Origin of the sequence: Pseudoalteromonas sp. H71 (assembly GCF_001468485.1) — a bacterium.
Taxonomy (GTDB): domain Bacteria; phylum Pseudomonadota; class Gammaproteobacteria; order Enterobacterales; family Alteromonadaceae; genus Pseudoalteromonas.
This window is the reverse complement of the sequence record NZ_LODI01000002.1, coordinates 159,510-185,159: the sequence shown is the minus strand read 5'-3', so window position 1 is coordinate 185,159 and position 25,650 is coordinate 159,510. Positions and strand designations below refer to the sequence as shown.

Annotated in this window: 23 protein-coding genes and 1 pseudogene; 18 read left to right on the top strand and 6 right to left on the bottom strand. The window is 40.1% G+C overall.

Annotated elements, in window-relative coordinates:
• Positions 1 to 3: 3 nt before the first annotated feature.
• The 12 genes and pseudogenes from ATS71_RS18775 to ATS71_RS02960 all read left to right on the top strand — a co-directional run.
• A pseudogene (locus ATS71_RS18775) lies at positions 4 to 449 on the top strand (class I tRNA ligase family protein); the annotation flags it as partial.
• A gap of 1 nt (position 450) precedes the next feature.
• Positions 451 to 2,832: isoleucine--tRNA ligase (gene ileS, locus ATS71_RS03010; protein ID WP_235591401.1), on the top strand; the 2,382-nt coding region annotated here is incomplete at its 5' end.
• Between the two features lie 12 nt (positions 2,833 to 2,844).
• Positions 2,845 to 3,345 (top strand): signal peptidase II, encoded by a 501-nt coding sequence (gene lspA, locus ATS71_RS03005; RefSeq protein ID WP_010555931.1) that lies wholly within the window; start codon positions 2,845 to 2,847, stop codon positions 3,343 to 3,345.
• The gene (gene fkpB, locus ATS71_RS03000) at positions 3,342 to 3,782 is read left to right on the top strand and encodes an FKBP-type peptidyl-prolyl cis-trans isomerase (RefSeq protein ID WP_006792779.1); all 441 of its coding nucleotides are present in this window, start codon (positions 3,342 to 3,344) and stop codon (positions 3,780 to 3,782) included. Before lspA ends, fkpB begins: the two co-directional genes overlap by 4 nt.
• Entirely contained in the window at positions 3,782 to 4,711 is a 930-nt protein-coding gene (gene ispH / locus ATS71_RS02995) for a 4-hydroxy-3-methylbut-2-enyl diphosphate reductase (protein ID WP_058403475.1), read from the top strand. Before fkpB ends, ispH begins: the two co-directional genes overlap by 1 nt.
• A gap of 40 nt (positions 4,712 to 4,751) precedes the next feature.
• The gene (locus ATS71_RS02990) at positions 4,752 to 5,786 is read left to right on the top strand and encodes a sensor histidine kinase (protein ID WP_058403474.1); all 1,035 of its coding nucleotides are present in this window, start codon (positions 4,752 to 4,754) and stop codon (positions 5,784 to 5,786) included.
• Positions 5,783 to 6,490 (top strand): LytR/AlgR family response regulator transcription factor, encoded by a 708-nt coding sequence (locus tag ATS71_RS02985; RefSeq protein WP_058403473.1) that lies wholly within the window; start codon positions 5,783 to 5,785, stop codon positions 6,488 to 6,490. The genes ATS71_RS02990 and ATS71_RS02985 overlap by 4 nt, the downstream gene beginning before the upstream one ends.
• A 105-nt stretch (positions 6,491 to 6,595) precedes the next feature.
• Positions 6,596 to 7,156 carry a type IV pilus modification protein PilV gene (gene pilV, locus ATS71_RS02980; RefSeq protein WP_058403472.1) on the top strand — a complete coding sequence of 187 codons (561 nt, stop codon included), beginning with the start codon at positions 6,596 to 6,598 and terminating at the stop codon, positions 7,154 to 7,156.
• Between the two features lie 2 nt (positions 7,157 to 7,158).
• Positions 7,159 to 8,160 carry a PilW family protein gene (locus ATS71_RS02975; RefSeq protein WP_058403471.1) on the top strand — a complete coding sequence of 334 codons (1,002 nt, stop codon included), beginning with the start codon at positions 7,159 to 7,161 and terminating at the stop codon, positions 8,158 to 8,160.
• Positions 8,148 to 8,651: a hypothetical protein gene (locus tag ATS71_RS02970; RefSeq protein WP_058403470.1), complete on the top strand. Its 504-nt coding sequence runs from the start codon at positions 8,148 to 8,150 to the stop codon at positions 8,649 to 8,651. Before ATS71_RS02975 ends, ATS71_RS02970 begins: the two co-directional genes overlap by 13 nt.
• 1 nt (position 8,652) lies before the next feature.
• Positions 8,653 to 11,838: a pilus assembly protein gene (locus tag ATS71_RS02965; protein WP_058403469.1), complete on the top strand. Its 3,186-nt coding sequence runs from the start codon at positions 8,653 to 8,655 to the stop codon at positions 11,836 to 11,838.
• 9 nt (positions 11,839 to 11,847) lie between these two features.
• Positions 11,848 to 12,264, top strand: coding sequence for a type IV pilin protein (locus ATS71_RS02960; RefSeq protein ID WP_058403468.1), 417 nt, complete (start codon positions 11,848 to 11,850; stop codon positions 12,262 to 12,264).
• Between the two features lie 2 nt (positions 12,265 to 12,266).
• Here the strand turns inward: ATS71_RS02960 and ATS71_RS02955 are convergent, their stop codons facing one another.
• Together ATS71_RS02955 and ATS71_RS02950 are read right to left on the bottom strand one after the other, a co-directional pair.
• Positions 12,267 to 12,794: a GspH/FimT family pseudopilin gene (locus tag ATS71_RS02955; protein ID WP_058403467.1), complete on the bottom strand. Its 528-nt coding sequence runs from the start codon at positions 12,792 to 12,794 to the stop codon at positions 12,267 to 12,269.
• A 77-nt stretch (positions 12,795 to 12,871) separates the two neighbouring features.
• Positions 12,872 to 13,423, bottom strand: a complete 552-nt coding sequence (locus ATS71_RS02950) for a GspH/FimT family pseudopilin (protein WP_058403466.1) — start codon at positions 13,421 to 13,423, stop codon at positions 12,872 to 12,874.
• Positions 13,424 to 13,582: 159 nt separating this feature from the next.
• Here ATS71_RS02950 and glnB point away from each other — a divergent pair, with 159 nt between their 5' ends.
• Complete coding sequence (gene glnB / locus ATS71_RS02945) at positions 13,583 to 13,921, top strand: nitrogen regulatory protein P-II (protein WP_006792790.1); 339 nt, start codon at positions 13,583 to 13,585, stop codon at positions 13,919 to 13,921.
• Positions 13,922 to 13,979: 58 nt separating this feature from the next.
• Here the strand turns inward: glnB and ATS71_RS02940 are convergent, their stop codons facing one another.
• Entirely contained in the window at positions 13,980 to 14,744 is a 765-nt protein-coding gene (locus ATS71_RS02940) for an outer membrane protein assembly factor BamD (RefSeq protein ID WP_006792791.1), read from the bottom strand.
• A gap of 141 nt (positions 14,745 to 14,885) precedes the next feature.
• Between ATS71_RS02940 and rluD the strand changes: the two genes are divergently transcribed.
• The 3 genes from rluD (at position 14,886) to clpB (ending at position 19,267) form a co-directional block, all read left to right on the top strand.
• On the top strand, positions 14,886 to 15,863 hold the full coding sequence (rluD, locus tag ATS71_RS02935) for a 23S rRNA pseudouridine(1911/1915/1917) synthase RluD (RefSeq protein WP_058403465.1): 978 nt from the start codon (positions 14,886 to 14,888) through the stop codon (positions 15,861 to 15,863).
• Entirely contained in the window at positions 15,863 to 16,594 is a 732-nt protein-coding gene (gene pgeF, locus ATS71_RS02930; protein WP_058403464.1) for a peptidoglycan editing factor PgeF, read from the top strand. The genes rluD and pgeF overlap by 1 nt, the downstream gene beginning before the upstream one ends.
• Before the next feature lie 96 nt (positions 16,595 to 16,690).
• Positions 16,691 to 19,267, top strand: coding sequence for an ATP-dependent chaperone ClpB (clpB, locus tag ATS71_RS02925; protein ID WP_058403463.1), 2,577 nt, complete (start codon positions 16,691 to 16,693; stop codon positions 19,265 to 19,267).
• A gap of 64 nt (positions 19,268 to 19,331) precedes the next feature.
• Here clpB and ATS71_RS02920 read toward each other — a convergent pair whose 3' ends face one another.
• Positions 19,332 to 20,879, bottom strand: coding sequence for a methyl-accepting chemotaxis protein (locus tag ATS71_RS02920; RefSeq protein WP_058403562.1), 1,548 nt, complete (start codon positions 20,877 to 20,879; stop codon positions 19,332 to 19,334).
• A 430-nt stretch (positions 20,880 to 21,309) separates the two neighbouring features.
• On the opposite strand from ATS71_RS02920, the gene gshA reads away from it, so the two are divergent.
• Positions 21,310 to 22,887 (top strand): glutamate--cysteine ligase, encoded by a 1,578-nt coding sequence (gshA, locus tag ATS71_RS02915; RefSeq protein WP_058403462.1) that lies wholly within the window; start codon positions 21,310 to 21,312, stop codon positions 22,885 to 22,887.
• Positions 22,888 to 23,022: 135 nt separating this feature from the next.
• Complete coding sequence (locus tag ATS71_RS02910) at positions 23,023 to 23,637, top strand: transglycosylase SLT domain-containing protein (RefSeq protein ID WP_058403561.1); 615 nt, start codon at positions 23,023 to 23,025, stop codon at positions 23,635 to 23,637.
• A gap of 43 nt (positions 23,638 to 23,680) precedes the next feature.
• Here ATS71_RS02910 and ATS71_RS02905 read toward each other — a convergent pair whose 3' ends face one another.
• Together ATS71_RS02905 and ATS71_RS02900 are read right to left on the bottom strand one after the other, a co-directional pair.
• The gene (locus ATS71_RS02905; RefSeq protein WP_152995619.1) at positions 23,681 to 24,952 is read right to left on the bottom strand and encodes an HlyC/CorC family transporter; all 1,272 of its coding nucleotides are present in this window, start codon (positions 24,950 to 24,952) and stop codon (positions 23,681 to 23,683) included.
• 61 nt (positions 24,953 to 25,013) lie between these two features.
• Positions 25,014 to 25,650: cytochrome C assembly family protein (locus tag ATS71_RS02900; protein WP_058403559.1), on the bottom strand; the 637-nt coding region annotated here is incomplete at its 5' end.

Below are 25,650 nucleotides of genomic sequence, written 5' to 3'. Positions count from 1 at the left end.
TAAATGAGCGACTATAAACATACTTTGAACTTACCGGAAACACCGTTTCCAATGCGTGGCAATTTGGCACAACGTGAACCAAAAATGCTAAAAGCATGGTATGAAGACGACCTTTACGGTCAAATCCGCAGCGCTAAAAAAGGTAAAAAAACCTTTATTTTGCACGACGGCCCTCCGTATGCAAATGGCGACATCCACTTAGGTCACTCAGTCAATAAAATTTTAAAAGACATTATTGTTAAGTCTAAAACCTTATCAGATTTCGACTCGCCGTATATTCCAGGTTGGGACTGTCACGGTTTACCAATTGAGTTAATGGTTGAGAAAAAAGTAGGTAAGCCTGGCGTTAAAGTAACTGCGAGCGAGTTTCGTGAAAAATGCCGCGCATATGCTAAAAAGCAAGTTGAAGGTCAAAAAGTTGATTTTAAACGTTTAGGTGTGTTTGCCGANTGGGACAAGCCTTATTTAACAATGAACTTTGACTTTGAGGCGAATGCAATTCGTGTGCTTGGTCGTATTATTAAAAATGGTCACCTACACAAAGGCGCAAAACCTGTGCACTGGTGTACAGATTGTGGTTCTGCGTTAGCTGAAGCTGAAGTTGAGTATCAAGATAAACAATCGCCAGCAATTGATGTGCGTTTTATTTTTGATGATCAAGACGCTGTAGTTAATGCATTTGATATGGCACAAGGGCATAAAGGTAAAGGTGATGTTGGCACTGTAATATGGACTACAACACCATGGACGCTTCCGGCCAACCGTGCAGTCGCTGTCCATGCTGACCTAGAATATGCATTGGTTCAAGTTGAAGATGAAGGTGCTGAGCAACGTTTAATTTTAGGCTCAGAGCTTGTAAAAGATGCTATGGATCGTTTTGGTTTTAACCATTACCACGTTTTAGGCTATGTAAAAGGCGCTGCACTTGAAAACTTGCAAGTAGCACATCCTTTTTATGATTTTAGTGTACCGGTGATTGTTGCAGAACACGTAACTACGGACTCAGGTACTGGCGTGGTGCATACAGCACCGGGTCATGGTCAAGAAGATTTCGTGGCAGGCTTAAACTACAACCTTGAAGTTGCTAACCCAGTTGGCGCAAACGGTGTGTACTTGCCTGATACAGAATTATTCGCAGGTCAGCATGTATTTAAAGCTAACGCGAGCGTCATTGAAGTATTAAAAGAGCGTGGCGCTTTAGTGCATCACCATGCACTTACTCACAGTTATCCGCATTGCTGGCGCCATAAAACCCCTATTATTTTCCGTGCTACGCCGCAATGGTTTGTTAGTATGGATCAAGCTAATTTACGTAAAGATTCACTTGCTGAAATCAAAAATACACAGTGGCTCCCTGAGTGGGGCGAAAGCCGTATTGCAAACATGGTTGAAGGCCGTCCAGATTGGTGTATTTCTCGCCAGCGTACATGGGGTGTGCCGATTGCTTTATTTGTTGATAAAGACACCGGTGCATTACATCCAAATACCCAAGCGCTTATTGAGCAAGCTGCAGAACTAGTAGAAAAATCAGGCATACAAGCATGGTATGACTTAGAGCCAGAAACACTATTAGGCGAAGAAGACGCTAAACAATACATGAAAGTGCAAGATACACTCGATGTATGGTTTGACTCAGGCGTGTCGCATGCGTGTGTTGTTGATGCGCGTGAAGAATTAGTCGGCCCAGCCGACTTATATTTAGAAGGGTCTGATCAACACCGTGGTTGGTTTATGTCGTCGATGATGACATCGGTTGCAATTAATGGTCATGCTCCTTATAAACAAGTGCTTACGCATGGTTTTACCGTTGATGAAAACGGCAGAAAAATGTCTAAATCGTTAGGTAACGTTATCTCTCCACAAAACGTTATGAATAAGCTAGGTGCAGATATTTTACGTTTATGGGTTGCCTCTACTGATTACACGGCAGAAATGACTGTATCGGACGAAATATTTAAACGCTCAGCAGATCGCTACCGCCGTATTCGTAATACGAGCCGTTACTTACTCGCTAACTTAAATGGTTTTGATCCTAAAACAGATCAAGTGGCTGTAGATGATATGGTTGAGCTTGATAAGTGGATTGTTGGACGTGCAGCTCAGCTGCAGGACGAAATTTTAGCCGCTTACGATAGCTACCAAATGCTATTAGTTACACAAAAGCTGATGAACTTCTGTACGGGTGAGCTTGGTTCGTTCTATTTAGATGTGATTAAAGACCGTCAGTACACTGCAAAGAGCGACAGCCATGCACGACGTTCTTGTCAAACAGCGCTCTATCATATTGCTGAAGCAATGACGCGTTGGATGGCACCAATTATGAGCTTTACAGCGCAAGAAATTTGGGAAGCATTGCCAGGTGAACGCAGTGATTACGTATTCACATCAGTGTGGTATGAAGGTTTACAAGCACCAACAAATACCCAGTTTAGTAATGATGACTGGCAAGCAATTTTAAATGTACGTGACGAAGTGAACCGTTTATTAGAAGCGGCACGTAAAGAAGAAGTTATTGGTGCTGCACTTCAAGCAACGGTTAATTTATTTGCGGGAGAAGAGCTGGCAAATAAATTAACAGCATTGGGTGATGAGCTGCGTTTTGTACTGTTAACATCAGCTGTTAACGTTACTCGCGTTGATAGCCAACCTGCAGATACGCAAGAAACAGAAATTGAAGGTTTGTACATTAGTGTTGCAGCAACAGATGCCGCTAAATGTGAGCGTTGCTGGCATTACAGCGACGATGTAGGTGTTGAACCTACTCACCCTGAAATCTGTGGTCGTTGTGTCAGTAATGTTGATGGCGAAGGCGAAAAGCGTCAATTCGCTTAGGGGATATTGTTAGTGAGCAAACTAGCCCAAAAAAGTGGTTTAGTGTGGTTGTGGTTGAGTCTATTGCTTTTAGCAATAGACTTTGCCAGCAAAACACTTGTTGTAAATACTATGGCTTATAGCGAGTCTATCAATTTACTACCTGTTTTTAGTATTACCTATGTGCATAATTACGGTGCTGCTTATAGTTTTTTAAGTGATGCCGGTGGTTGGCAACGTTGGTTTTTAAGCGCAATTGCAATTGCGATAAGTGCCTTATTAGTGTGGTGGCTAAAAAGATTACCTGCTACTAATAAAGTGTTATGTGGTGCTTACTCGTTAGTGCTTGCTGGCGCTATTGGTAATTTATACGACCGTATTGCTTACGGTTATGTAATTGACTTTATTCACGTATTTTATGAAGACTCACATTTTCCTGTATTTAACTTTGCTGATTGTGCTATTTGCGTTGGCGCGGCATTGTTATTATTTGACGCCTTTACAGGCGAGAGTCCGAAGGAGCACAAAGCATGAGCCAAGCTGTAATTGGTGAGAACTCGCAAGTTATTTTTCATTTTTCTATAAAACTTGAAGATGGCTCTGCCGCTGATTCAACTAAAGTGCATAACAAACCTGCAAAATTAACAATGGGCGATGGTAGCTTAACAGCAAATTTTGAGAAGTGCCTATTGGGTTTAAGTGCAGGCGAAAGTAAAACGTTTGAATTAGAGCCTGAAGATGCATTTGGTCAGCCAAATCCAGATAATATTTATTACGTTGATCGTAGTAAATTTGGCGCAGAGACACCTGCTAAAGTAGGTGCCATTATTGCGTTTACACAACCTGATGGAACAGAACTTCCTGGGTTAGTGCGTGAAGTGCAAGGTGAGTCGGTTACGATTGATTTTAATCACCCGTTATCTGGGCAGCGCTTAACATTTGAAGTGGATATTATTGAGGTAGAGGGCTAATGGATATTTTATTAGCTAACCCACGTGGTTTTTGTGCTGGCGTTGACAGAGCAATTAGTATAGTAGAGCGCGCTTTAGATATTTTTGAAAAGCCAATTTACGTGCGTCATGAAGTTGTTCATAACAAATATGTTGTAGATGGCTTAAAAAATCGTGGTGCTGTGTTTGTCGAAGAATTGCACCAAGTACCAGACGATAGCATTGTTATATTTAGTGCTCATGGCGTTTCGCAAGCCGTTCGTTCTGAAGCCAAGCGCAGAGAACTAAAAGTGTTTGATGCAACATGTCCACTTGTTACCAAAGTACATATGGAAGTAACCCGAGCAAGCCGCAAGGGGACTGAATGTATTCTTATTGGTCATCATGGTCACCCTGAAGTTGAAGGCACCATGGGGCAATACGACAACAATGCTGGCGGTATATATTTAGTTGAAACCGTTGACGATGTTATTGCGCTTAATGTTAAAGATGCAGAAAATTTATTTTATTGTAGTCAAACAACGCTCTCTGTTGATGACACCGCAGATGTCATTGACGCATTACGAGAAAAGTTTCCAGCAATTGACGGCCCGCGCAAGGATGATATTTGTTATGCAACACAAAATCGCCAAGATGCTGTGCGTGATTTAGCTGATAAAGTTGATGTGCTTTTAGTTGTCGGTGCAAAAAACAGCTCAAACTCAAATCGATTGCGCGAACTTGCGGATAAAATGGGCACAACCGCTTATTTAATTGATGATGCGACTGACGTACAAGAGCAATGGGTTTCAAGTGCTGATTCAGTGGGAGTGACTGCCGGTGCATCTGCGCCTGAAGTGCTTGTTCAACAAGTAATCAGTCGTTTGAAAGAACTTGGCGGTAAGCAAGTTGTCGAAAATCCAGGCGAAGAAGAAAATATCGTATTTGCTGTTCCTGTGGAGCTGCGTTAATCTATATAAATTAACTATTTAGATTACAAGGAGAGCTGTCATGAGCAAGTCGCTTCAATCGGATGCACTGCTTTTTTCGGCTCTTTTTAATGAGCGAGGTGTACTTGCCTCGCTTGTTGTCACTCAAGTTATAGCGGTCGTTTTAGCATTTGCTCCGCACGCTCAGGGGGATATATGGCTTAGGCTTGGGATAATTAGCTTATTTCTACACTTAATCGTTTTATCAAGTACGTCCTCGTTATATATAGCCAGACCTTTATTGCAAAATCGTTCTCATGTTTTGCAACTTTCACTTTTTTTTGTTTCTTTTTTATTATTTACCAGCTTATTTAGTGTTTTATTTTCGCGCTTTGCGTTTGATATTAATACAACTAAACACCTTATTTATTTTGTAATGCAAAATATTATTATTGTCGCTTTTTTGGTTGCGTTGTTTGTGCAGTTTTTACTTATTCATGCTGAAAAAGAAAAGCAAACTAAGGCACTTTCACGTGCAGAATTAGATGCTTTACAGGCACGAATTCGTCCACACTTTTTATATAACAGCTTAAATACAGCAGCAGAATTAACGCATCACGATGCCGCGGCCGCAGAGCAAGCTATCTTAGCATTAGCTGCATTATCTCAAGCAGCAATGCGTTCTGGTAAAAGCGTGCTACTAAACGATGAGGTAACACTGAGTAAGCAATATATTGCTTTAGAAACATGGCGCTTTGGTGAGCGATTAAAAGTTAATTGGCTCATTCCAGAAGAATTACCAGCATTGAATATACCGTGTCTATCACTCCAGCCATTGCTTGAAAATGCAGTATGCCATGGTGTTGAAACAAGTGAAGACGGCGCAACCATTAATGTAGAGCTGCACATAACCACGGGTTATATTACTATGATTGTTTCAAACCCAATCACAGCATCAAAAGTGCAGACTAGGCCTAATAACGGCATGGCACTTGAAAATATTCGTCAGCGTTTAAATATTTACTATAAAAATAAAGCGCAGCTTACTATTACCAATAGGGACAACGTATACAGAGTAAAAGTCGTTATCCCTAAGCACATTGAGAATAGCTTATGAATGTGCTAATTGTTGATGACGAACCATTAGCTAGAATGCGCTTAAAACGGCTTTTAGCAAATGAAAACAGCATAACGATAAAAGCAGAAGCGGCAAATGGTAATGAAGCGTTGAAGCTTGCTAACAAGTATAATCCCGATTTAATTTTCTTAGACGTTGATATGCCCGGTGTTAATGGCCTGCAAGTTGCGTATGAGCTTAACAGCTTGGCTTTGCCGCCAGCAATAGTATTTATAACAGCTCACCCTGAACATGCATTGGATGCACTGCAGTTAAGTGCTGCAGGGTATTTAGTTAAACCGGTTACCGAGCAGTCTTTAGCTAAAGTACTAGAACAACTAGGGCGTATAAATAAAGCGCATGTACAAAAGCAGCAATCACCTAAAATTAGTTATCAGATAGCAGGGGTGACTAAAAGTGTAGCTCTTGAAAATATTTTCTATTTTAATGCGCAGGAAAAATACACGAATATGGTTTTTGAAGGTGGAGAAGCCTTTGTTGAACAAAGTTTAAAACAGTTAGAGCTACTTTATCCCGCTCAATTGTTAAGAATTCATAGAAACACCCTGGTTAATAAAAATAAACTGCTGTGTTTAAAAACACAACGTGCTGGTTTACATACTATTGAACTTGCTGGTTGCCCAGAGCCTTTAGCTGTAAGTCGACGGGAGTTAAAAGCAGTTAAAAATATATTAAAAGCCTAGTTGTTAACCGTTTATCAACAAATCCTACCGCTCATCCTAGTAAGTATTGAATCTAAATTTTAATGTCATAAACTTATAATCAGATAATTTTTATTTGGTTTTGGTATGCAATCGTCTCAAACAAAATTTCAAAAAGGCTTCACACTAATTGAAGTACTCATTGCATTTATTATTTTAAGCTTTGGCTTATTGGGGGCCGTTGCTTTGCAAGCTAAGGCTAAGCAAGCAAGCTTTGATTCTATGCAGCGAGCTGCAGCTGTTGCGCTTGGAAACGACATTATTCAGCGCATTCGTGCAAATGATACACCGCAATTAGCTGGGCTTTATGCTAAAACATTTAACAGTGAAACCTCCACATCAACGTCTCAAACTTGTTTCAGTGCAAGCTGTAGTGCAGCGCAAGTGGCGGCTTTAGATTTAGAACAATGGAAAAGAGCAATCAGAGCGCGAGAGAACACAGGTGCCTTAGATGATGCAACTGTGTGTATTACGCCAACGGCAGTTGGTGGGTCAGGTGGTAAAGCGTTTAACTTAGAAGTGATTATTTCATGGCAAGGTAGGCAAGAGTTTACAGCTAATGATGCAACAGCTGCGATTAAGTGTGGCGAATCAGACAAAAAGCGTCGTTTAGTTGTTTTAACTAGTTACATTTACTTAAGGAGCTAAGCATGAAGCAAAAAGGGTTTACCCTTGTAGAAATGATGATCTCGCTTTTTATAGGTGGTTTAGTTCTTGGTGGCGTTATGTTTACCTACATTGGTATGAAAGTAACCACAAAAGACACCATGACCATCGGCGAGATCCAAGAGTCTGCGCGTCTTGCTATTAATATTATGCAGCGAGATATAGAACAAATTGGGTTTTGGGGCACATACTACGATGACTCATTTGTCGCAGGTAATACCACAAGGGCTTCAGCAACAACCCCTGCACCAGATTGTTTTGAAGGGGCTAATAATGGGAGTTTTCCTGATTTAGCGTCTACCACTAACTTTAGAACTATTTATGCAAAGGTTGCTGAAGAGTCTAAAGAACTTAACTGTGTGAGTAACCCTGTAAAAAGTACAGATATTTTACAGCTTAAGTTTTTACAGGGAAATCGTTTAACAGTAGGAGCTGCAGGAAACGAAACCCAAGCAGGTCAAAATTACTTTGTTGCTGAGCAAGAAAGAGCGCAATTTGTGCGCGGCGTGGTTAATGCTGGTGCGCTAAATATTAATGCAACTGTTTGGCCTTATAGCCACCATGTTTATTATGTTTCTGAGCAAACCTATAAAGTTAATAATAAAAATATTACGGTTCCCGCATTGATGAGAAAACGCTTGGTGGGCGGCAATATTTCTACAGAGACAATCATGGAAGGCGTAGAAAATATGCGTTTTGTTTTTGGTCTCGACACAAATAGTGACAGCCGCATTGATACCTATAAAAGTATCAGCGATATGGAACATTCAGACTGGGAAGACCGAAAGGGTATTTTAACTGTTCAAGTATTCTTATTGATAAGAGCTTTACAAGAAGATCCGGGGCTTAAAATAAAAAATCAAACGTATACTTTGGGCGAAGACGATAATAAGCGTCAATTAACATTTAACGACAGTTACAGACGCACCGTATTTACTACCACTATTCGATTAAACAACGTTGGATCAAACTTATGGCGTATTTAAAAAACTCACCTAACAAGCAGCAGGGTGTTGTGCTTATTACAGCATTGATCATGGTTATAGCCGTTACCGGTATTGCTGTAACACTTATGAGCAGCAGTAGTATTGACGTTAAAATTACAAATGCAGCGCAAGAGCGAGAAGTCGCTGAAAATGAACTGATTGGTGAAGTGCAAAGAATGATTTCTGATGAGGCTAATAAAGGAGCTGCAAACCAGTTTTTTTTAACGCCGGATGAAGTATCACATCACTCAGGTGATAATGGCGAAGGTATGACGATTGCAACACATGGCGATATGCAAAGTAAAATGATTAACCTAAACAAAGGAGCGCTTGATTTAGAGTGCCCAAGGCGTTTTAACTTTACCGCGGGTATATCGTGCAACATGTTACAGGTTGCTACAACTGTTGAATATGGTTCTAAAGCGAAGCACTCACTCACAATTGTGACGGGTGTAGCACAAGAAATGGCTAGTATGAGTAAGGGAATTTAAGATGAGTTTTAAATTAAATAAAGTGCTAGCGGCATTACTTGGCTTGGCGGTCAGTGCAACAGCAAGTGCAGAAGACATTGAGTTATATGTAAACCATAATGTAGAAACTGATGAAAACCCAAGAGTATTAATGATATTTGATACGTCAGGCAGTATGGCTTGGGATGTGACTGATGGTGGGCAGTGTTATCGTCGCTACCAAAATGGACAATTTTATCAATCAGATTGTTTTAAAAGTCAGCCTTATTTTAATTACACACAGCAGTGCTACAAATCGGTTAACGGATTTGCTCAAGCTATTTGTGAAGATAGCCGACTTTTAGTCGCTAAAAATGCGATCACACAACTAGTTAATGATAACGATGATATTGATTTTGGTTTAATGCGTTTTAACGGAAACTCTGGAGGTTATGTACTTGCAAGGTCTGGTGCTAGCAAATCAAATATATTAAAAGAAATTGATGACTTGCCAGCAAGCGGTTCAACGCCAATAACAGAGACTCTCTGGGAGGCATACCGTTATATAACAGGTGCAAGTCTCGATTTTGCAAATGGTATAAATAATCGGGATAAAAGCGCAGATGCAAGCGGGAACTATAAGTCGCCCTTTAAAAAAAATTCAGGCGATCCTTTAAGGTGTGACAACTCAATAAATTTGATATTAATGACAGATGGCGACCCTACGAATGATAGTGGCCGTGATAATCAAATAAGAAATGTTCACAATGATATATTTGACGACTCAATTCCTTTTGTTGATGGTGACTATTCAAATAGCTATTTAGTGGCTTTATCTAAAATTATTCATGGCACCAACAACACAAAGGTAGATTTATACACAGACACTAGCGATGTTTTAGATACGGGTAGAGTGTATACCATTGGTTTTGGTACAGGTATGAGTGAAGACGGTATTAAGCTACTAGAGGGAGCGGCTTCTGTTGGTGGCGGACAATATTTAGAAGCTCGAACATCTGAAGCTTTGTCTGAAGCACTCAAAAATACAATTTCTCGTATTAGAGAGGTAAACGACAGCTTTTCATCTCCTTCTGTGGCAAGTAATAACGTAGATCAAACCCGAAGCCGCGACGCTATTTACTTTGCAATGTTTTATCCTGAAACCGGTGCACGTTGGCGTGGTAACCTTAAGAAATTAAAAGTATCGGGCAGTCAAATTGTTGACTCAACGGGCAACCAGGCTCTTGATGAAAATGGACTGATTGACGAAAGTGCCAAAACGTTTTGGTTACCTAGCGGTGAAGCTGCCGATGGTAATTTAGTGGCCCAAGGTGGGGTAAATCTTCATTTAACTAATCTTGATTCAGACAGCCGTAACTTATACACAGAGAATCAAGGACAAGTTATTACGTTTAATACAAGTACTGTAACAGATATTCTTGATTTGGTTGACGATAACCCGATTAGCTTATCGAGCAAGGATATTAAATGGGCTATGGGTATAGATGTAGACGATGAAGATGGTGATGGGTCAAGTGTAGATCAGCGTAAAGATATATTTGGCGACCCTTTACATTCAAAACCTGTAGCCATTGATTATGGTAACGATGATATCAGGGTTTTAATTGGCACTAATGCAGGCTTTTTACATATGTTTAAAGATTCTGATACCAGTGTGAGTGAAAGCTGGGCATTTATTCCTTCAGCCTTATACGACATTATTGAGCCGCTTAGGAATAACCAAGCTGATACAAAAGTTTATGGTATGGATGGACCCATTAGTGTTTATTTTAGTAATAAAAACCTAAACAGCGATGGATTAAATGATGGCATTATCGACGCCAGCGGGGACGACAAAGTGTGGGCGTTTGCAGGTATGCGCCGCGGTGGTGAAAATTACTATGCGCTTGATATTACTAACCCAGATGAGCCTAAAAAGCTGTGGGATAACCCAATTGAAGGCGGTAAAGGAGATTTCAAAGAATTAGGTCAGTCGTGGTCTAAGCCACAGATAGCCTATATTAAAGCATTTGGTGATAAACCATTACTTATATTTGGAGCAGGCTACGATATAAATAAAGATGAGGCTATTCGAAGTAATGATGGTATTGGCCGAGGTATATATATTGTTGAGGCTGAAACTGGTAAAAGAGTATGGGCTTTGACACCTAGCATTAATGGGTTTAAGGGCGAGCACAGCATTGCTGCCGATATTACTACATTAGACTCTGACTATGATGGCTACATAGACAGAATATACGCAGCCGATACAGGCGGTGATGTGTGGCGTATAGATATGCCCGGCTCAAACACCAATGATTTTAGTCATTTCAAACTGGCAGAACTTGGCAGTAACAAAGCAACAGAAGACAGGCGCTTTTTTTACAAGCCACTGGTTGCGCGTACTATTTACAGCAAAGTATCAGAAACGACGATCAACGGTAAAAAAGTGATTACACGTTTGGATACACCGTATGATGCAATAGTTATTGGTAGTGGTAACCGCTCTAAACCAACCGGTACAAACGAGCAAGACCAACTGTTTATGATAAGAGATGAGAACACAGTCACACAAACGTTTAAAACAAACGCACCAGACACCATTAAACCAGATGATTTAATGCTCATGAATTCAGACCCGTTTGGTAATGCACTTGATGATGTGGACGATTTTGTAGATTTAGAAATAGACTTAGCTAAATTTAATGGCTGGCGTTACGAGTTAGGCACTGGTGAAAAGTCACTTGCCGCTTCAACTGTTGTTGGTGGTGTTGCTTACTTTACTAGTTTTACTCCAGCGTCAGAAACATCAACAGAGAATCAATGTTCACTAAGTGGCGGAGGGGGCTCATTGTATGCTTTCCATCTGCATTACGGTACAAAAGTGTATGATGATCTGAAATTTTCAACCAGTTATGATGTACCTGATACACCGCAACTTTACTTTGGAGAAGGCCCTTCATGTGCCGATGGTAATGGCGATGGTAAGTGCGATGACAACCCAACCCTATCTGTAACACAAGAAAGCCAATTTTATCTCATTGGGCCGGGTATTAAAGGAGAAAATGCACAAAACCCAATGAGGCCAGTTGAGATCACAGGCCCTGGTTTAAATGTAGTTGATGGTAAAGTACAGCTTGTTAACCCTGATAATACATTAGGCTTTGGATTTAGAACGCAACAAACGTATATTTATAAGCGTGAAGAAAATGATGAAGTTGGAAATTAAGGAATAAAAATGAATAAGCAACGAGGATTTACCTTGATTGAGCTGATGATAGCGGTGGCTATTGTTGGCATTATAGCAGCGGTTGCAGTGCCCAATTACACAGAATATGTAAAACGAGCATCAAGAGCGGAAGCTGCTGCAGCACTTTTAGATACGGCAAATAAACAAGAGCAATTCTTTGTAGATAACCGTGAATACACAGAAACATTTGCAGACTTAGGGCTTCAAAATAAAACCGAAAATGGGCATTTTGAATTATCTATTGATGTCGTTGATGGCAATGCATTTACTATAAAAGCAAAGCCAATTGCAGGTGCTGTAAAAGGTGATAACGACTGTAAGGAGTTATCTATTACCGATACAGGTTTAAAGGGCGCTAAAGGTGCCAAAGGTAACTCAGATATTGACTATTGCTGGGGCCGTTGAGTTTAATTTTTTTGGCATTTATCGGTTGATTTAATCCGTATTCTGCCCGTTTGACTTACCGATAAAGCCAACCCTTCTAGGTTGGCTTTTTCATTTGGGCAGTAAATAAACGTCCCATTTTGAAAACCGTTTAATGAGCCATCAGGGCGAAACGTAATTGCAGTGCGAGGGTATTCAAGCGCATCAGCCTCATTTATTCTTTCAAAGGTACTAAGTAACAATTCATCGTCATCTAATGTTGTTGATTTATCTAGATCGATAAACAAAGACATTTGACCATCCCATTCATCTTTTGAGCACTCGCCTTCGTTTAACGAGCAAAGAGTAACGTAAGTACTATTTTCAATTGCGTAAAGTCGACCATAATTGATAGTTCGGTGCAGAAGATTAACGTGGTTCTCCAGCCGGTTTTTTGCTAGAAAATCTGGGTAATACCACATAGATATTTGACTGATTATGCTTACAACAGCCAGTGTAATCATAAGTTCAAGAAGCGTGATCCCTTTACTTTTCGATATTGATAACCTCATCCCTGAAGTCCTAAATTAATAAGCGTTAATTTAGTTTAGTAAATGAAAAAAATATGACAAGATAAATTGGTTGTTTTTTAACCGCACGTTTTTGTGCTATCACCTAAGTAAAACGCTGTGCCAGATTGAGAAACGCTAAGGGCTTTATTGTTATCTGTTCCATTATTAGGGCAAAAAACAAACTCCCCTGGGTTTGTTGTAATTCGACCGCTTGTATTAAAACGTAACCGTTTTGAGTTGCCTGTAAATTTAACTTTATCTTCTAGGCTAATTTTTTCCATTACCCGTAGTAAAGAGTCTGTAGAGCTGTTGTAGTTACCACTGTTATCTGAGTCGATAAAAACAATAATAATTTTATTTTTGTCCCATTTATTTCGGCATTGCATAGTGTCGTTTTGGTTTTTTACTTCGCCGTGTTGCGCTGCGCATATTACAACTATTTCATCGGTGCTTGCCGCTTGTGAGCGGGCATAACTAATATTTCTTTTCAGCTCTAGTAAAAAGTTTTCAGCACGATTTTCTTCTAACATGTCGCTGCTATTCCAAAAAGCGATAGACGCTATAATGCCAACAATTGCGACGGTTACCATTAATTCTAAAAGTGTGAATCCTGATTGTTTAATTTTCATAACGATCTCATTTACAGCTAATTTTTATATTACGATTCTTATATGCCCAAAATTATATCATGGCTGATTAATTTATCACCGTAATTCAATTGCTTTGTTTGCTATGAACCTTATGATTGTCTAAAATCGTGGCATCTAAAGCTTTAAAAAGTAATTAACATGAAAAAAATAGAAGCAATTATAAAACCATTCAAACTTGATGACGTACGCGAAGCGTTGTCAGAAGTGGGCATTAACGGTATGACAGTCAGTGAGGTGAAAGGTTTTGGTCGACAAAAAGGCCACACAGAGCTTTATCGTGGTGCTGAGTATATGGTTGATTTTCTACCGAAAGTGAAGCTTGATATCGTATTGGCTGACGAAAGTGTTGACCGTGCTATTGAGGTTATTGTAAAAACCGCGCAAACCGGAAAAATCGGTGATGGTAAAATATTTGTCACTGAGGTTGAGCGTGTAGTTCGTATTCGTACCGCAGAAGAAGATGAAGACGCAATTTAAACTAAGTTTAAAAAAGCTCAGACAGTAAAAAGGCGCTTTAAAAGCGCCTTTTTTGTATTTACTGTGTTCTTTTATTTAGCGCTTGGGCTTTTTTTGCGTTTTGGCTTAATTCGGTTAAACCTAACTTTTCATAACTTTTTTGCATCATATCAAGTGCTGCATTCAAGTAACTACTTTGCGAGTAGTGTTCAACAACAAACTTACCACGGTTAGCTGCGGCTAAGTACGCTTCACGCTCGTAGTAGTATGTGGCTACTTTTAGCTCGTAACGTGCCATACGGTTTAATAACCATACTAAACGACGTTTTGCTTCAGGTGCGTAACCGCTTTGTGGAAAACGTTTTACAAGTGTTGATAAATCAGTAAAGGCAACGCGTGTTCTGTTAGCATCTCTGTCTGCTCTATCAATACCAAAGTATTCTTGGAACGCATTTTTGTCTGCTTTAATATTTACCAAGCCACGCATGTAATACATGTAATCTAGATCTTTATGATTTGGGTTCAAACGAATAAAGCGGTCAATAGTTGCTAATGCTTGTTCAGTGTTACCCGACTGGTAGTGAGCGTACACTAAATCCATTTGCACTTGCTTTGAGAATGGCCCAAATGGGTAGCGCGAATCAATAGCTGATAAAAGCTCAATTGCACGGGCATATAAGCCTGAATCTAGCGTTTCTTTTGCATCTTCGTATAAAGCTTGTGCTGATCTATTTGGTACGCGTTGAATGTCTTCTTGGTCAGGTGCTGACGAACAGGCACCTAAACTAAGTACCGAAACTGAAAAAACGATGGCAAATGCACGTTTCCCTATTTTATTTATCATTTTATTTGTTACCTTCGATGTCTTCGGCTAGGCCAAGTCGGTAAAACCGAGTAAACTATACGTATTATATTATGCTTTTATTAAAAGCGATTCTAACCCAGTCGAGCAAAGCTTGCACTGGTAAATTGGGTAAAGTTACGAATGACAGAGCAAATTTCTCTTCAAGCCGAGGTTCCAACCGACTTAGGTGGTAAACGTCTAGACCAAGTATTAGCGCAATTGTTCCCTGATTATTCACGTTCACGTATAAAAACGTGGATTTTGGATGATAAAATCACCGTTGATGGCGAAATATTAAACACACCGCGTACAAAATTGTTAGGCGGCGAAGTGTTAAATATTGAAACAACCATTGAAGCACCGCGTGAATACCTTGCACAAAATATCGACTTAAACATTGTTTATGAAGATGACCATATTTTAGTTATTAATAAACCGATGGGATTAGTGGTTCATCCTGGTGCGGGTAATCCAGATGGCACTGTGCTTAATGCATTATTGCACCATTACCCTGACATAATAAATGTGCCTCGTGCGGGTATTGTTCATCGACTAGATAAAGATACAACAGGTTTAATGGTTGTTGCTAAAACAATTCAGGCGCAAACACACCTTGTTAAAGCATTGCAAAAACGCGAAAACTTCACTCGTGAGTATGAAGCGCTTTGTAACGGGACTATGACCGCTGGTGGAATGGTTGAAAAACCAATTGGCCGCCATGCAACACAGCGTACTCACATGGCAGTGCATGAAATGGGTAAGCCTGCTATAACGCATTACCGTGTTGCTGAAAAATTTCGTGCGCATACGCGTTTACGCTTGCGTTTAGAAACGGGCCGTACTCACCAAATTCGTGTACATATGGCTTATTTAAATCATCCGCTAATTGGCGATCAGTCATACAATGGCCGTCCGCGTCCACCAAAGGGTGCAACACCGCAGTTATTTGAGTTACTTCGTAGCTTTAAACGCCAAGCCTTACATGCAGTAAAACTAAGTATTGCGCATCCAATTACGGGCGAAATGATGACATGGCAAGCACCTATCCCAGATGATATGGTAGAGATGACGTTAGCACTTCGTGAAGATACACAGGCTAACCCAGATATCGATAGATAATGCAGTTGCTATCAGCACCATGGCAAAGCCTCCACAGTGTAAGTACTTTAAGTACTAAACGTGAAGGCGGTGTGTCAAAGGCCCCATACAATAGTTTAAATTTGGGGCTTCATGTTAATGATAGCCACGCTGATGTATTACAAAATCGCTTAGTACTCAATAATATCCTCCCAAAGCCAGCTATCTGGCTGAATCAAATACACAGTGCAAATGTAATTACAGTTGATAAGAAGTTTGATTTTAATAAATTACATGATGCCGATGCACTCTATACGCGTTTAGTTGACCAACCCTTGGCTATAATGACTGCTGATTGCCTACCTATATTGCTTGCGAGTAATGATGGGACTGAGGTGGCGGCTATTCACGGCGGTTGGCGAGGGTTAGAACAAGGCATTATCCAAAATACACTTAAATGCTTTACCGCGCCCAAAAATAAAATTTACGCATGGCTTGGACCCGCAATCGGGGCGCAACAGTTTGAGGTAGGCGCCGAGGTATTTGAGTTATTTAACAATCAATCCCCGCAGTTTACTGATGTATTTAATTTACAGCCAAATAATAAGTATCTTGCTGATATTTATGGTATTGCACATATTTTATTAACCCAGCTTGGCGTTAAAAATATTACTGGCGGCGAATATTGCACTGTATCTCAACCTGATTTATTTTTTTCTTATCGTCGCGATGGACAAACAGGGCGTATGGCAAGTTTGATCTGGCGCAAGTAATTAACAATTTAACGAATATATTTTCTTTAGCATCTTGAACAAATCGTGCAACATACCCATTTATTAATCAATTAGATTTTTTAATAGGTAACCCCCATGCGTTTAGATAGATTTACAAGTAAATTTCAATCTGCGCTTTCTGATGCGCAATCGCTGGCCCTTGGTCGCGACCATCAATTTATTGAACCCGTTCATTTAATGTATGCATTGCTCCAGCAAAGCGGCTCAAGCGTTCGTGCACTGTTTGCTCAAACAGGTGTCAGTGCAGACGAGCTTAATACAAAGTTATCCCAAGAAATAGAAAAGCTATTTAAAGTTGAAGGGGTTGGGGGCGATGTACAGTTATCTAATAATATGGCTACGCTTATAAATTTATGTGATAAGTACGCTCAAAAGCGCAAAGATAAATTTATTTCTAGTGAGTTATTTGTTCTTGCTGCGTGCGATGACAAAGGTCCGCTTGGGGATATATTGAGATCGCTTAATATCACTGCAACAAAAATAGAAAGCGCCATAAAAGCAATCCGTGGGGGTCAAAAGGTTGACGACCCGAATGCGGAAGAAACGCGTCAAGCTTTAGAAAAGTATACAATTGATTTAACCGAACGCGCAGAGCAAGGCAAGCTTGACCCTGTTATAGGTCGAGACGACGAAATACGCCGTACTATCCAGGTATTACAGCGCAGAACTAAAAACAACCCGGTACTTATTGGCGAGCCTGGGGTTGGTAAAACCGCCATAGCAGAAGGCTTAGCGCAGCGTATTATTAATGGTGAAGTACCAGAGGGATTAAAAAATAAACGCGTACTGTCACTTGATTTAGGAGCCTTGGTTGCTGGTGCTAAATTTAGAGGTGAATTTGAAGAGCGTTTAAAATCGGTTTTAAACGAGTTGGCAAAAGAAGAAGGCCAAGTCATCTTATTTATTGATGAAATTCATACCATTGTGGGTGCAGGTAAAAGCGATGGCGCAATGGATGCAGGCAATATGCTTAAGCCTGCGCTCGCACGTGGCGAGCTGCATTGTGTAGGCGCAACCACACTAGACGAATACCGTAAATACATAGAAAAAGATGCAGCCCTTGAGCGCCGTTTTCAAAAAGTATTAATCGAAGAGCCTTCAGTTGAAGACACTATTGCAATATTGCGTGGTTTAAAAGAACGTTATGAACTGCATCACTCAGTTGAAATCACCGACCCTGCAATTGTTGCTGCCGCGCAGTTATCGCATCGTTATATTAGCGACCGTCAGTTACCTGATAAAGCAATAGATTTAATTGATGAAGCCGGCTCTTCTATTCGTTTGCAAATTGATTCGAAGCCTGAGTCATTGGACAAGCTTGAACGCCGCATTATTCAGTTAAAACTTGAAGATAATGCTCTCGCTAAAGAAAAAGATGAGGCGAGTCAAAAGCGCCGCAGTGAAATGCAAGAGCTTATAACCGATCTTGACGGCCAATACCGCGAACTCGATGAAATTTGGAATGCAGAAAAAGCATCACTGCAAGGTACGCAAGTAATTAAAGCTGAGCTTGAGCAAGCTCGACTCGACTTAGACGTTGCTCGCAGAGCAAGTGATTTACAGCGCATGTCTGAGTTGCAATATGGTCGTATTCCAGAGCTTGAACGCAAGTTAGATTTAGCGTCACAAGCTGAAATGCAAGACATGACGCTGCTTAAAAACCAAGTAGGCGAAGATGAAATTGCAGAAATACTCTCTCGGTGGACAGGTATTCCAGTGTCACGCATGTTGCAAGGTGAACGTGAAAAACTGTTGCAAATGGAAGATAAACTGCATAGTAAAGTAATAGGGCAAGACGAGGCCGTTGTGGCAGTGTCAAATGCGATTCGTCGCTCCCGAGCAGGGCTTGCTGATCCTAACCGACCGATTGGCTCATTTTTGTTTTTAGGGCCAACAGGCGTAGGTAAAACAGAGCTGACTAAAGCCCTTGCTGGGTTTATGTTTGACACAGAAGATGCCATGGTACGCATTGATATGTCTGAATTTATGGAAAAACATTCTGTTGCTCGTTTAGTGGGAGCGCCTCCTGGTTATGTAGGATATGAAGAAGGGGGCTACTTAACAGAAGCTGTTCGTCGTAAGCCATATTCGGTCATATTGCTTGATGAAATAGAAAAAGCACATCCCGACGTGTTTAATATTTTATTGCAAGTACTCGACGACGGCAGGTTAACCGACGGACAAGGGCGTACTGTTGATTTTAAAAATACCGTAATCATCATGACCTCAAATTTAGGTTCAGATATTATTCAAGAGCAGGCGGGTAATAATGATTACGCAACACTAAAATCAAAAGTAATGGATGTATTGATCAGTGAATTCAGACCTGAGTTTATAAACCGCATTGACGAAACTGTGGTATTTCATCCGCTAGCGAATCAGCACATTAAAGAGATTGCTGATATTCAGTTAATGAAGTTACGTGAACGTTTAACTGAGATGGGGTACTTATTAGAAATTAGCGACGCAGCTCTCGACACTATTGCTGCAAGTGGATTTGATCCTGTGTATGGTGCACGTCCATTAAAACGAGCCATTCAACAAACAATTGAAAATCCGTTGGCGCAAAAGTTACTTAATGGTGATTATATTCCGGGATGTGTCATTGTTATTGATGCTGGCAGTGATGGGTTAGTATTTACTAGCCGATAAATAATTATAAAAACCGCTTAGTTGCTTATCTCCTGAAACTAAGCGGTTTTTTAACCTATAGTGTTTATACTTTAAAAGTTAAAAGTAGGTCATTTACTTTTCGTGAGCCTTCAACCAGTTCTGCTGCACCTTTAGCTACTTCAAAGCTTAAACTCAAATTGTTATTGCCAAAGGCTTTAATATCAGTCACATTGTTGCTGATATCGTTACTCACCATTTGTTGCTCTTCTGCTGCAGACGATATTTGAATGGCTAAATGCGATATTTCACTAATTTGAGAAAAAATACCTTCCAGTTCCACTTGCGTTTTTTCTGTGGTATTTACACAATTATCTGCCTGTTCTTTAGTCTCTTGCATCACTTTTGACCAGCTAAATAAGGTATCTTGTATTTCTTTTATTGAGCTGTGAATTTGTGTTGTAGCACTTTGTGTACGAGACGATAAAGTTCTTACTTCATCGGCAACGACAGCAAACCCTCTTCCGTGTTCACCTGCCCTTGCTGCTTCTATTGCTGCGTTAAGTGCAAGTAGGTTTGTTTGATCTGCAATGCCTTCTATTTCACTCATTACTTGACCAATTTTATCAGCTTCTGATGCCAAACTGCTTGCAGTGCTTGCTGCATGCTCAACTTGAACGGCCAGATCTGAGATCATATTACTGTTATCGGCAATGTGTATTTTAATTTCAGAGCAACTGCTGTGTGTTGCATTAACTTTATCTGCGGTTTCAGCTGTGTTTACTGAAATTTCGCCAATGGTCGATCCCATTTGTGTCATCGCAGATGCAATCTGTTCTAAACGCTCTCCCTGAGAGGCAATTCCTTGCTCTGTAAGTGTTGATTGTTTGTCTAAATTAGTCGCAATACTATTAAAATTAAGAGTTGAATCTTTCATTCGCCCAAGTACAGTACGCAACTTGGCATTTAGCAGTTGTTCTTTGAAGTCACTCACGCTGTGGGCTGTGGTGCCGCTGTAAATATAGCGAGAAACAGAATCTGATTTCGCTTTATGCTCACGTAATATCTTTGGGGTTGCAACAAGCTCATCGTAATTTAGGGCGACTACTAATACACAAACAATAACGTTAAGCAAAGTAATGGCTATTGGGCCAAATACCGCAGAGCTTATTAACCAAAGTAACACACACGCGATGGTGATACTTTGCCTTACTCCTGTTTGCTCACGAATACTAAATAACGATTTTTTAGCATTAAGTGTATCGTATAAGCTTTGCGCCTTATCTTTAAGCGCTTGGCTTGGCTTTGTTCTTACTGATTGATAACCAACGAGCTGACCATGTTCAAAAATTGGGGTAACAAAAGCGTCAACCCAATAGTAGCGACCATCTTTACAGCGGTTTTTTACCATACCGCGCCAAGAGTGACCTTGTTTTAATGTTTCCCACATTTCTTTGAACGCCGCTTTGGGCATATTTGGGTGACGAACTATATTATGATTTTTGCCAACAAGCTCTTGTATTGAGTAACCCGCAACGGTGCAAAACTCTGTATTGGCGTAGGTAATAACACCTCGTAGATCGGTTGTAGAAACAAGCTCTTGTGACTCATCAAAGAGAACTTCTTCATTAATTAGTGTTTTATTACTGTGCATTGCATTCACTATCATCCTTTTTAATTAATTGAAGTATATTCAGTTATTTATACAAAGCAAAATTACAGCTCGTTTATATTTATATTTAAGGTAAATCTAATGCTTTATTGATCTGTATCAAGTTTTTTTTAGTTAACAATGTTTACCAAATAAAGTTTGAATTGTTTATTATTAATTACAGGTCTTTTGAACAGCTTGGTTTAATACTGCTTTATTAGCAAATAGCTACGTAAAGCAATTGTATAAAGTGAATAGCAATGGCAAGATTACAACATCATTGCATGAAGATAGTTATATCAAGCGTATGCTCAAATCATGGATATGAGGACTAATTGAAAAAACTATATTGTTCTTAACAATTTAATCTTGAGTAATAGGTAATTAGCCCCCATAACCGAATGATTACGCCACGTGGCCTGAGGAAATATTTTTGACAACACATGATCTAACAAATGCGCTTAACGCGTTATCAACTGGTGAACACCAAAACGCAATTAAGGGCATTAAGCGTGGCATTGAACGCGAGTCGCTAAGAATTCAAAGTAACGGTGCTATTTCTTCTCAAGGTCATCCAAAAGGGGTGGGGAGTGCATTAACTAACGGGCACATAACGACTGATTTTTCGGAGTCTTTACTCGAGTTTATTACGCCTGTTAGCGAGTCATCAACACAGACCCTGAAGCAGCTGCGCGACCTTCAAAAATTTACGCTTGAAAATATGGGTGATGAACTGCTTTGGCCCATCAGTATGCCTTGTTTTATAAATCATCAAGACGATATTGTACTTGCTCAGTTTGGTAGCTCAAATATAGGTAAAATGAAGACGCTTTACCGTGAAGGGCTTAAAAATCGATACGGCAGTATGATGCAGGCTATTGCTGGTGTGCATTTTAATATCTCTTTTCCAGAGTCACTTTGGAAGTCTCTGCGCTCATTAAAGCAAAGTAATGCGAGCTTGCAAGATTTTATATCTGATGGTTATTTATCCCTGATAAGAAACTTTAAACGCGAGCTGTGGCTTATTAGTTACATGTTTGGCGCATCGCCTGCACTGTGTAACTCATTTTTGCAAGGTCGAAAAACAGATTTACCATTTAAAAAGTTAGGTAAAGGCACCTTATATTTAGAGGTAGGAACTGCTCTGCGTTTAGGTAACTTAGGGTACACAAATAGTGCACAATCGTCGTTGCGTGTTATGTATAACTCGCTTGATGAATACGTTGCCGGTTTGAAAAAAGCTATCAATACGCCATCAGATATTTACAGTGATATTGACGACTACACTAGCGAACAGCCAAAACAGTTAAATAAAAACATTCTTCAAATAGAAAATGAGTTTTACTCGCCAATTCGCCCTAAACGTAATGCAAACAGTGGTGAGACACCAACGGATGCTTTATTAAGGGCAGGTATAGAGTATGTTGAAATTCGTGCACTAGATGTAAATCCGTTTAGTGAAGTGGGTATCGATATAGAGCAAATTCACTTTTTAGATGTATTTTTAACGTATTGCTTATTAAAAGATTCACCACAAATGGATTGGCAAGAACAAGCTCGTAGTACTGAAAACTTAGATGCGGTGGTAAATCAGGGCAGAGAGCAAGGGTTGATGCTCAATGATAATAATACTCCGCGTAGTCTGCAATCTTGGGGTCATCAAATATTCTCTCAATTAACAGATGTTGCAAAGTGGATGGATAAAGCTTACGGCGTTAGTTACTACTCAGAAACAATTGAGCGCATGAGCACATGGGTTAATGATCCTTCGCTTACTTACTCTGGGCGATATGTAGCAAAACTAAAAGAGTCAGGTTTAGACAATGGTCATTTTGCCTTAGACTTAGCAAATAAGTATAAGCAAAGCCACGTAAACACAGACTACAGTGAGTTTTTAAAGCCGTGGCTTGAGCAGCAAGTTGAGCAGTCAAATGAAGCTCAGCGTAGTATAGAAGATGCAGATGCGCAGTCGTTTACAATGTTTTTAGATGAGTACTTTCATAAAAACTGATACCCAATATGCACGCAAAAAAAACGCAGCCTAATATGGCTGCGTAAATACTATTCAGGGATGAAACAATGCTATACAGCTGCATTAATTATTACGACCGACACTTTTTATAAAAGTTCAGTGAGAACACAAAAAATGAACAAACAAGCACTTATTTTATCTCTCACTCTCGCTTTTACCCTTGCCGGGTGTGCTACAGCGCCCCCTAAACAGCCAAACGATCTGTGTAAAATTTTTGAAGAAAAGCCTGACTGGTACTTTGATGCAAAAGACGCGCAAGATAAATGGGGCTCTCCTAAACATGTACTCATGAGCATGATGTATCAAGAAAGTTCATTTAAACACGATGCAGCGCCACCAATGGAATACTTTTTGTGGATCATACCAACAGGTAGAGCAAGCTCGGCATATGGCTATTCACAAGCCAAAACACCTACTTGGGCTGATTACGTTCGTGAAACAGGGAACAGTGGAGCTGATAGAGATGACTTTGATGATGCAATCGACTTTATGGCATGGTTTGTTTATAAAACGCATAAAGTAAACGGCATTTCTAAATGGGATGCTTACGCTCAATACCTCAATTATCATGAAGGTTGGGGTGGATATAAACGTGGCACTTACAAGAAAAAAAAGTGGCTCATGAGCGTAGCTAACAAGGTAAAAAACAGAGCGAGCCGTTATGGTGCGCAATTAAAACGATGTGAGGATGAACTTGATAAAGGTTGGTTGGAACGGTTATTTACGTAATCGAAAAACAGCGTGAATAAGGAGCCTATTGGCTCCTTATTTGTTATTGGCGAGTACGCTTTTTAGGCTGTATTTTAACTAACTTAATCATGTTTTCTTTTACTTCGAGTACTTCTAATGGATAACCCGCAATACGTAAACTGATATTTGCGTCGGGGATATCTTCTAAATATTCAACAATTAAGCCACTCAATGTTTTAGGACCATCAAGAGGGAAGTCCCATTCCATTTCTTTGTTTAAGTCACGAACGTTTGCGCCACCATCTACAATAAACGAGCCATCAGATTGCGTAGTTACTTCTTCACTTGGCGTACGCGTTTGAGTGGTAGTAAAGTCGCCCACCACTTCTTCTAAAATGTCTTCAAGTGTTACTAATCCCTGAATATCGCCGTATTCATCGACCACTATACCAATTCGCTCTTTGGATTGTTGAAACTTAAAGAGCTGGGTATTTAGTGACGTCCCTTCAGGGATAAAGTATATTTCGCGAACGGCACGCAACAGCGACGGTTTGTCAAACTGCTCTTTTGTTAAAAGGCGCAGTGCATCACGTGAGTGAATAAAACCAACGGCATCATCAATGTTATCACGGTACAGTAAAACACGCGTATGCTGCGCATGTGTTAGTTGACGGCTAATTACTTTCCAATCGTCGTTTATATCAATCGCCACAATTTCATTACGTGGGATCATAATGTCTTCAACAGTGACTTGCTCTAAATCTAAAATAGAAGTCAACATACTCTGGTGGCGAGCAGGTAATAAAGCACCTGACTCATTAACTACCGTTTTTAATTCTTCTTTACTCATGCTGTGCTCATCAATTTGAGCCGCACTAATACCAAATAAACGTAATATGCCGTTAGTTAGCCAGTTTACAACTACAACAAACGGGAACATTATTTTAAGTAACCCTTTAAGAATTACTGAGCTTGGGAAGGCTACTTTTTCAGGATAGAGCGCTGCAAGTGTTTTAGGCGTTACTTCAGCAAATATAAGTACAACTAAGGTAAGCACACCTGTTGCTACCGCAATACCTAAATCACCATATAAACGAATACCTATAATAGTGGCTACTTGAGCCGCCGCTATATTTACTAAGTTGTTACCAATTAAAATGAGACCTATAAGCCTATCGGGACGGCTAAGTAACTTACTGACTCGTTTAGCTGCGCGGTGATCTTGCTTTGCAAGATGTCGCAAGCGTATACGATTGATTGACATGATCCCGGTTTCTGAACCAGAAAAATAAGCAGAAAAAAGTACCAATAATCCTAATGTGATAAACAGGGTACTTGTCGATATGTCGTCCAACGATGGATCCTTTTTTTATAAATCAATGGGTATTAAGCTAGAGTGAGCTACTAGAGTCAAGTTAAAACTTGTTTAGCACCACTTCTTGTACAAAACGGCTGCCAAAATAGGCCAATGTGAGGGTAAATGCTGCAACCATGATGGTAATGACCACAGGTTTACCACGCCAGCCTTGTTTCATATGGCCAAGTGCGACAACAACAAAAATTGCCCATGCTACCAACGAAAGTATGGTTTTATGGATAAACTCTTTGGCAAACATGCCATCGAGAAATACAAATCCGCAAACGAGCGCAACTGTAAGCAGTGCAGTGCCAAGATTAAGAAGTTGGTATAGCTGGCGCTCCACTACCATCAGTGGAGGCAAATGACTGTGCACAATAGCGAGGTCTTTGCGCTTAAGGCGTTTATCTATAAAGTAAAATTGTACGCCGTATAAGGTTGCAATAATCAAAATACAATAAGCAAGTAAGGAAAGTGATATATGAGCAACCAAACCAAGCTCAACGTCTACACTTTGCAGTAATATATGATGGGGTATAAACAAGCTCGCAACAGTTAAAAGGGCTGCAAATCCATACACCACAGGCAATAATAAAGTAGCTGGGAACTTAAGCGACACGGCAGTCACAGATACAACTATAACCCAACAAGTCAGCAGTGCTACATTTACGATGCTTAAATCTTGTCCGTCAGAT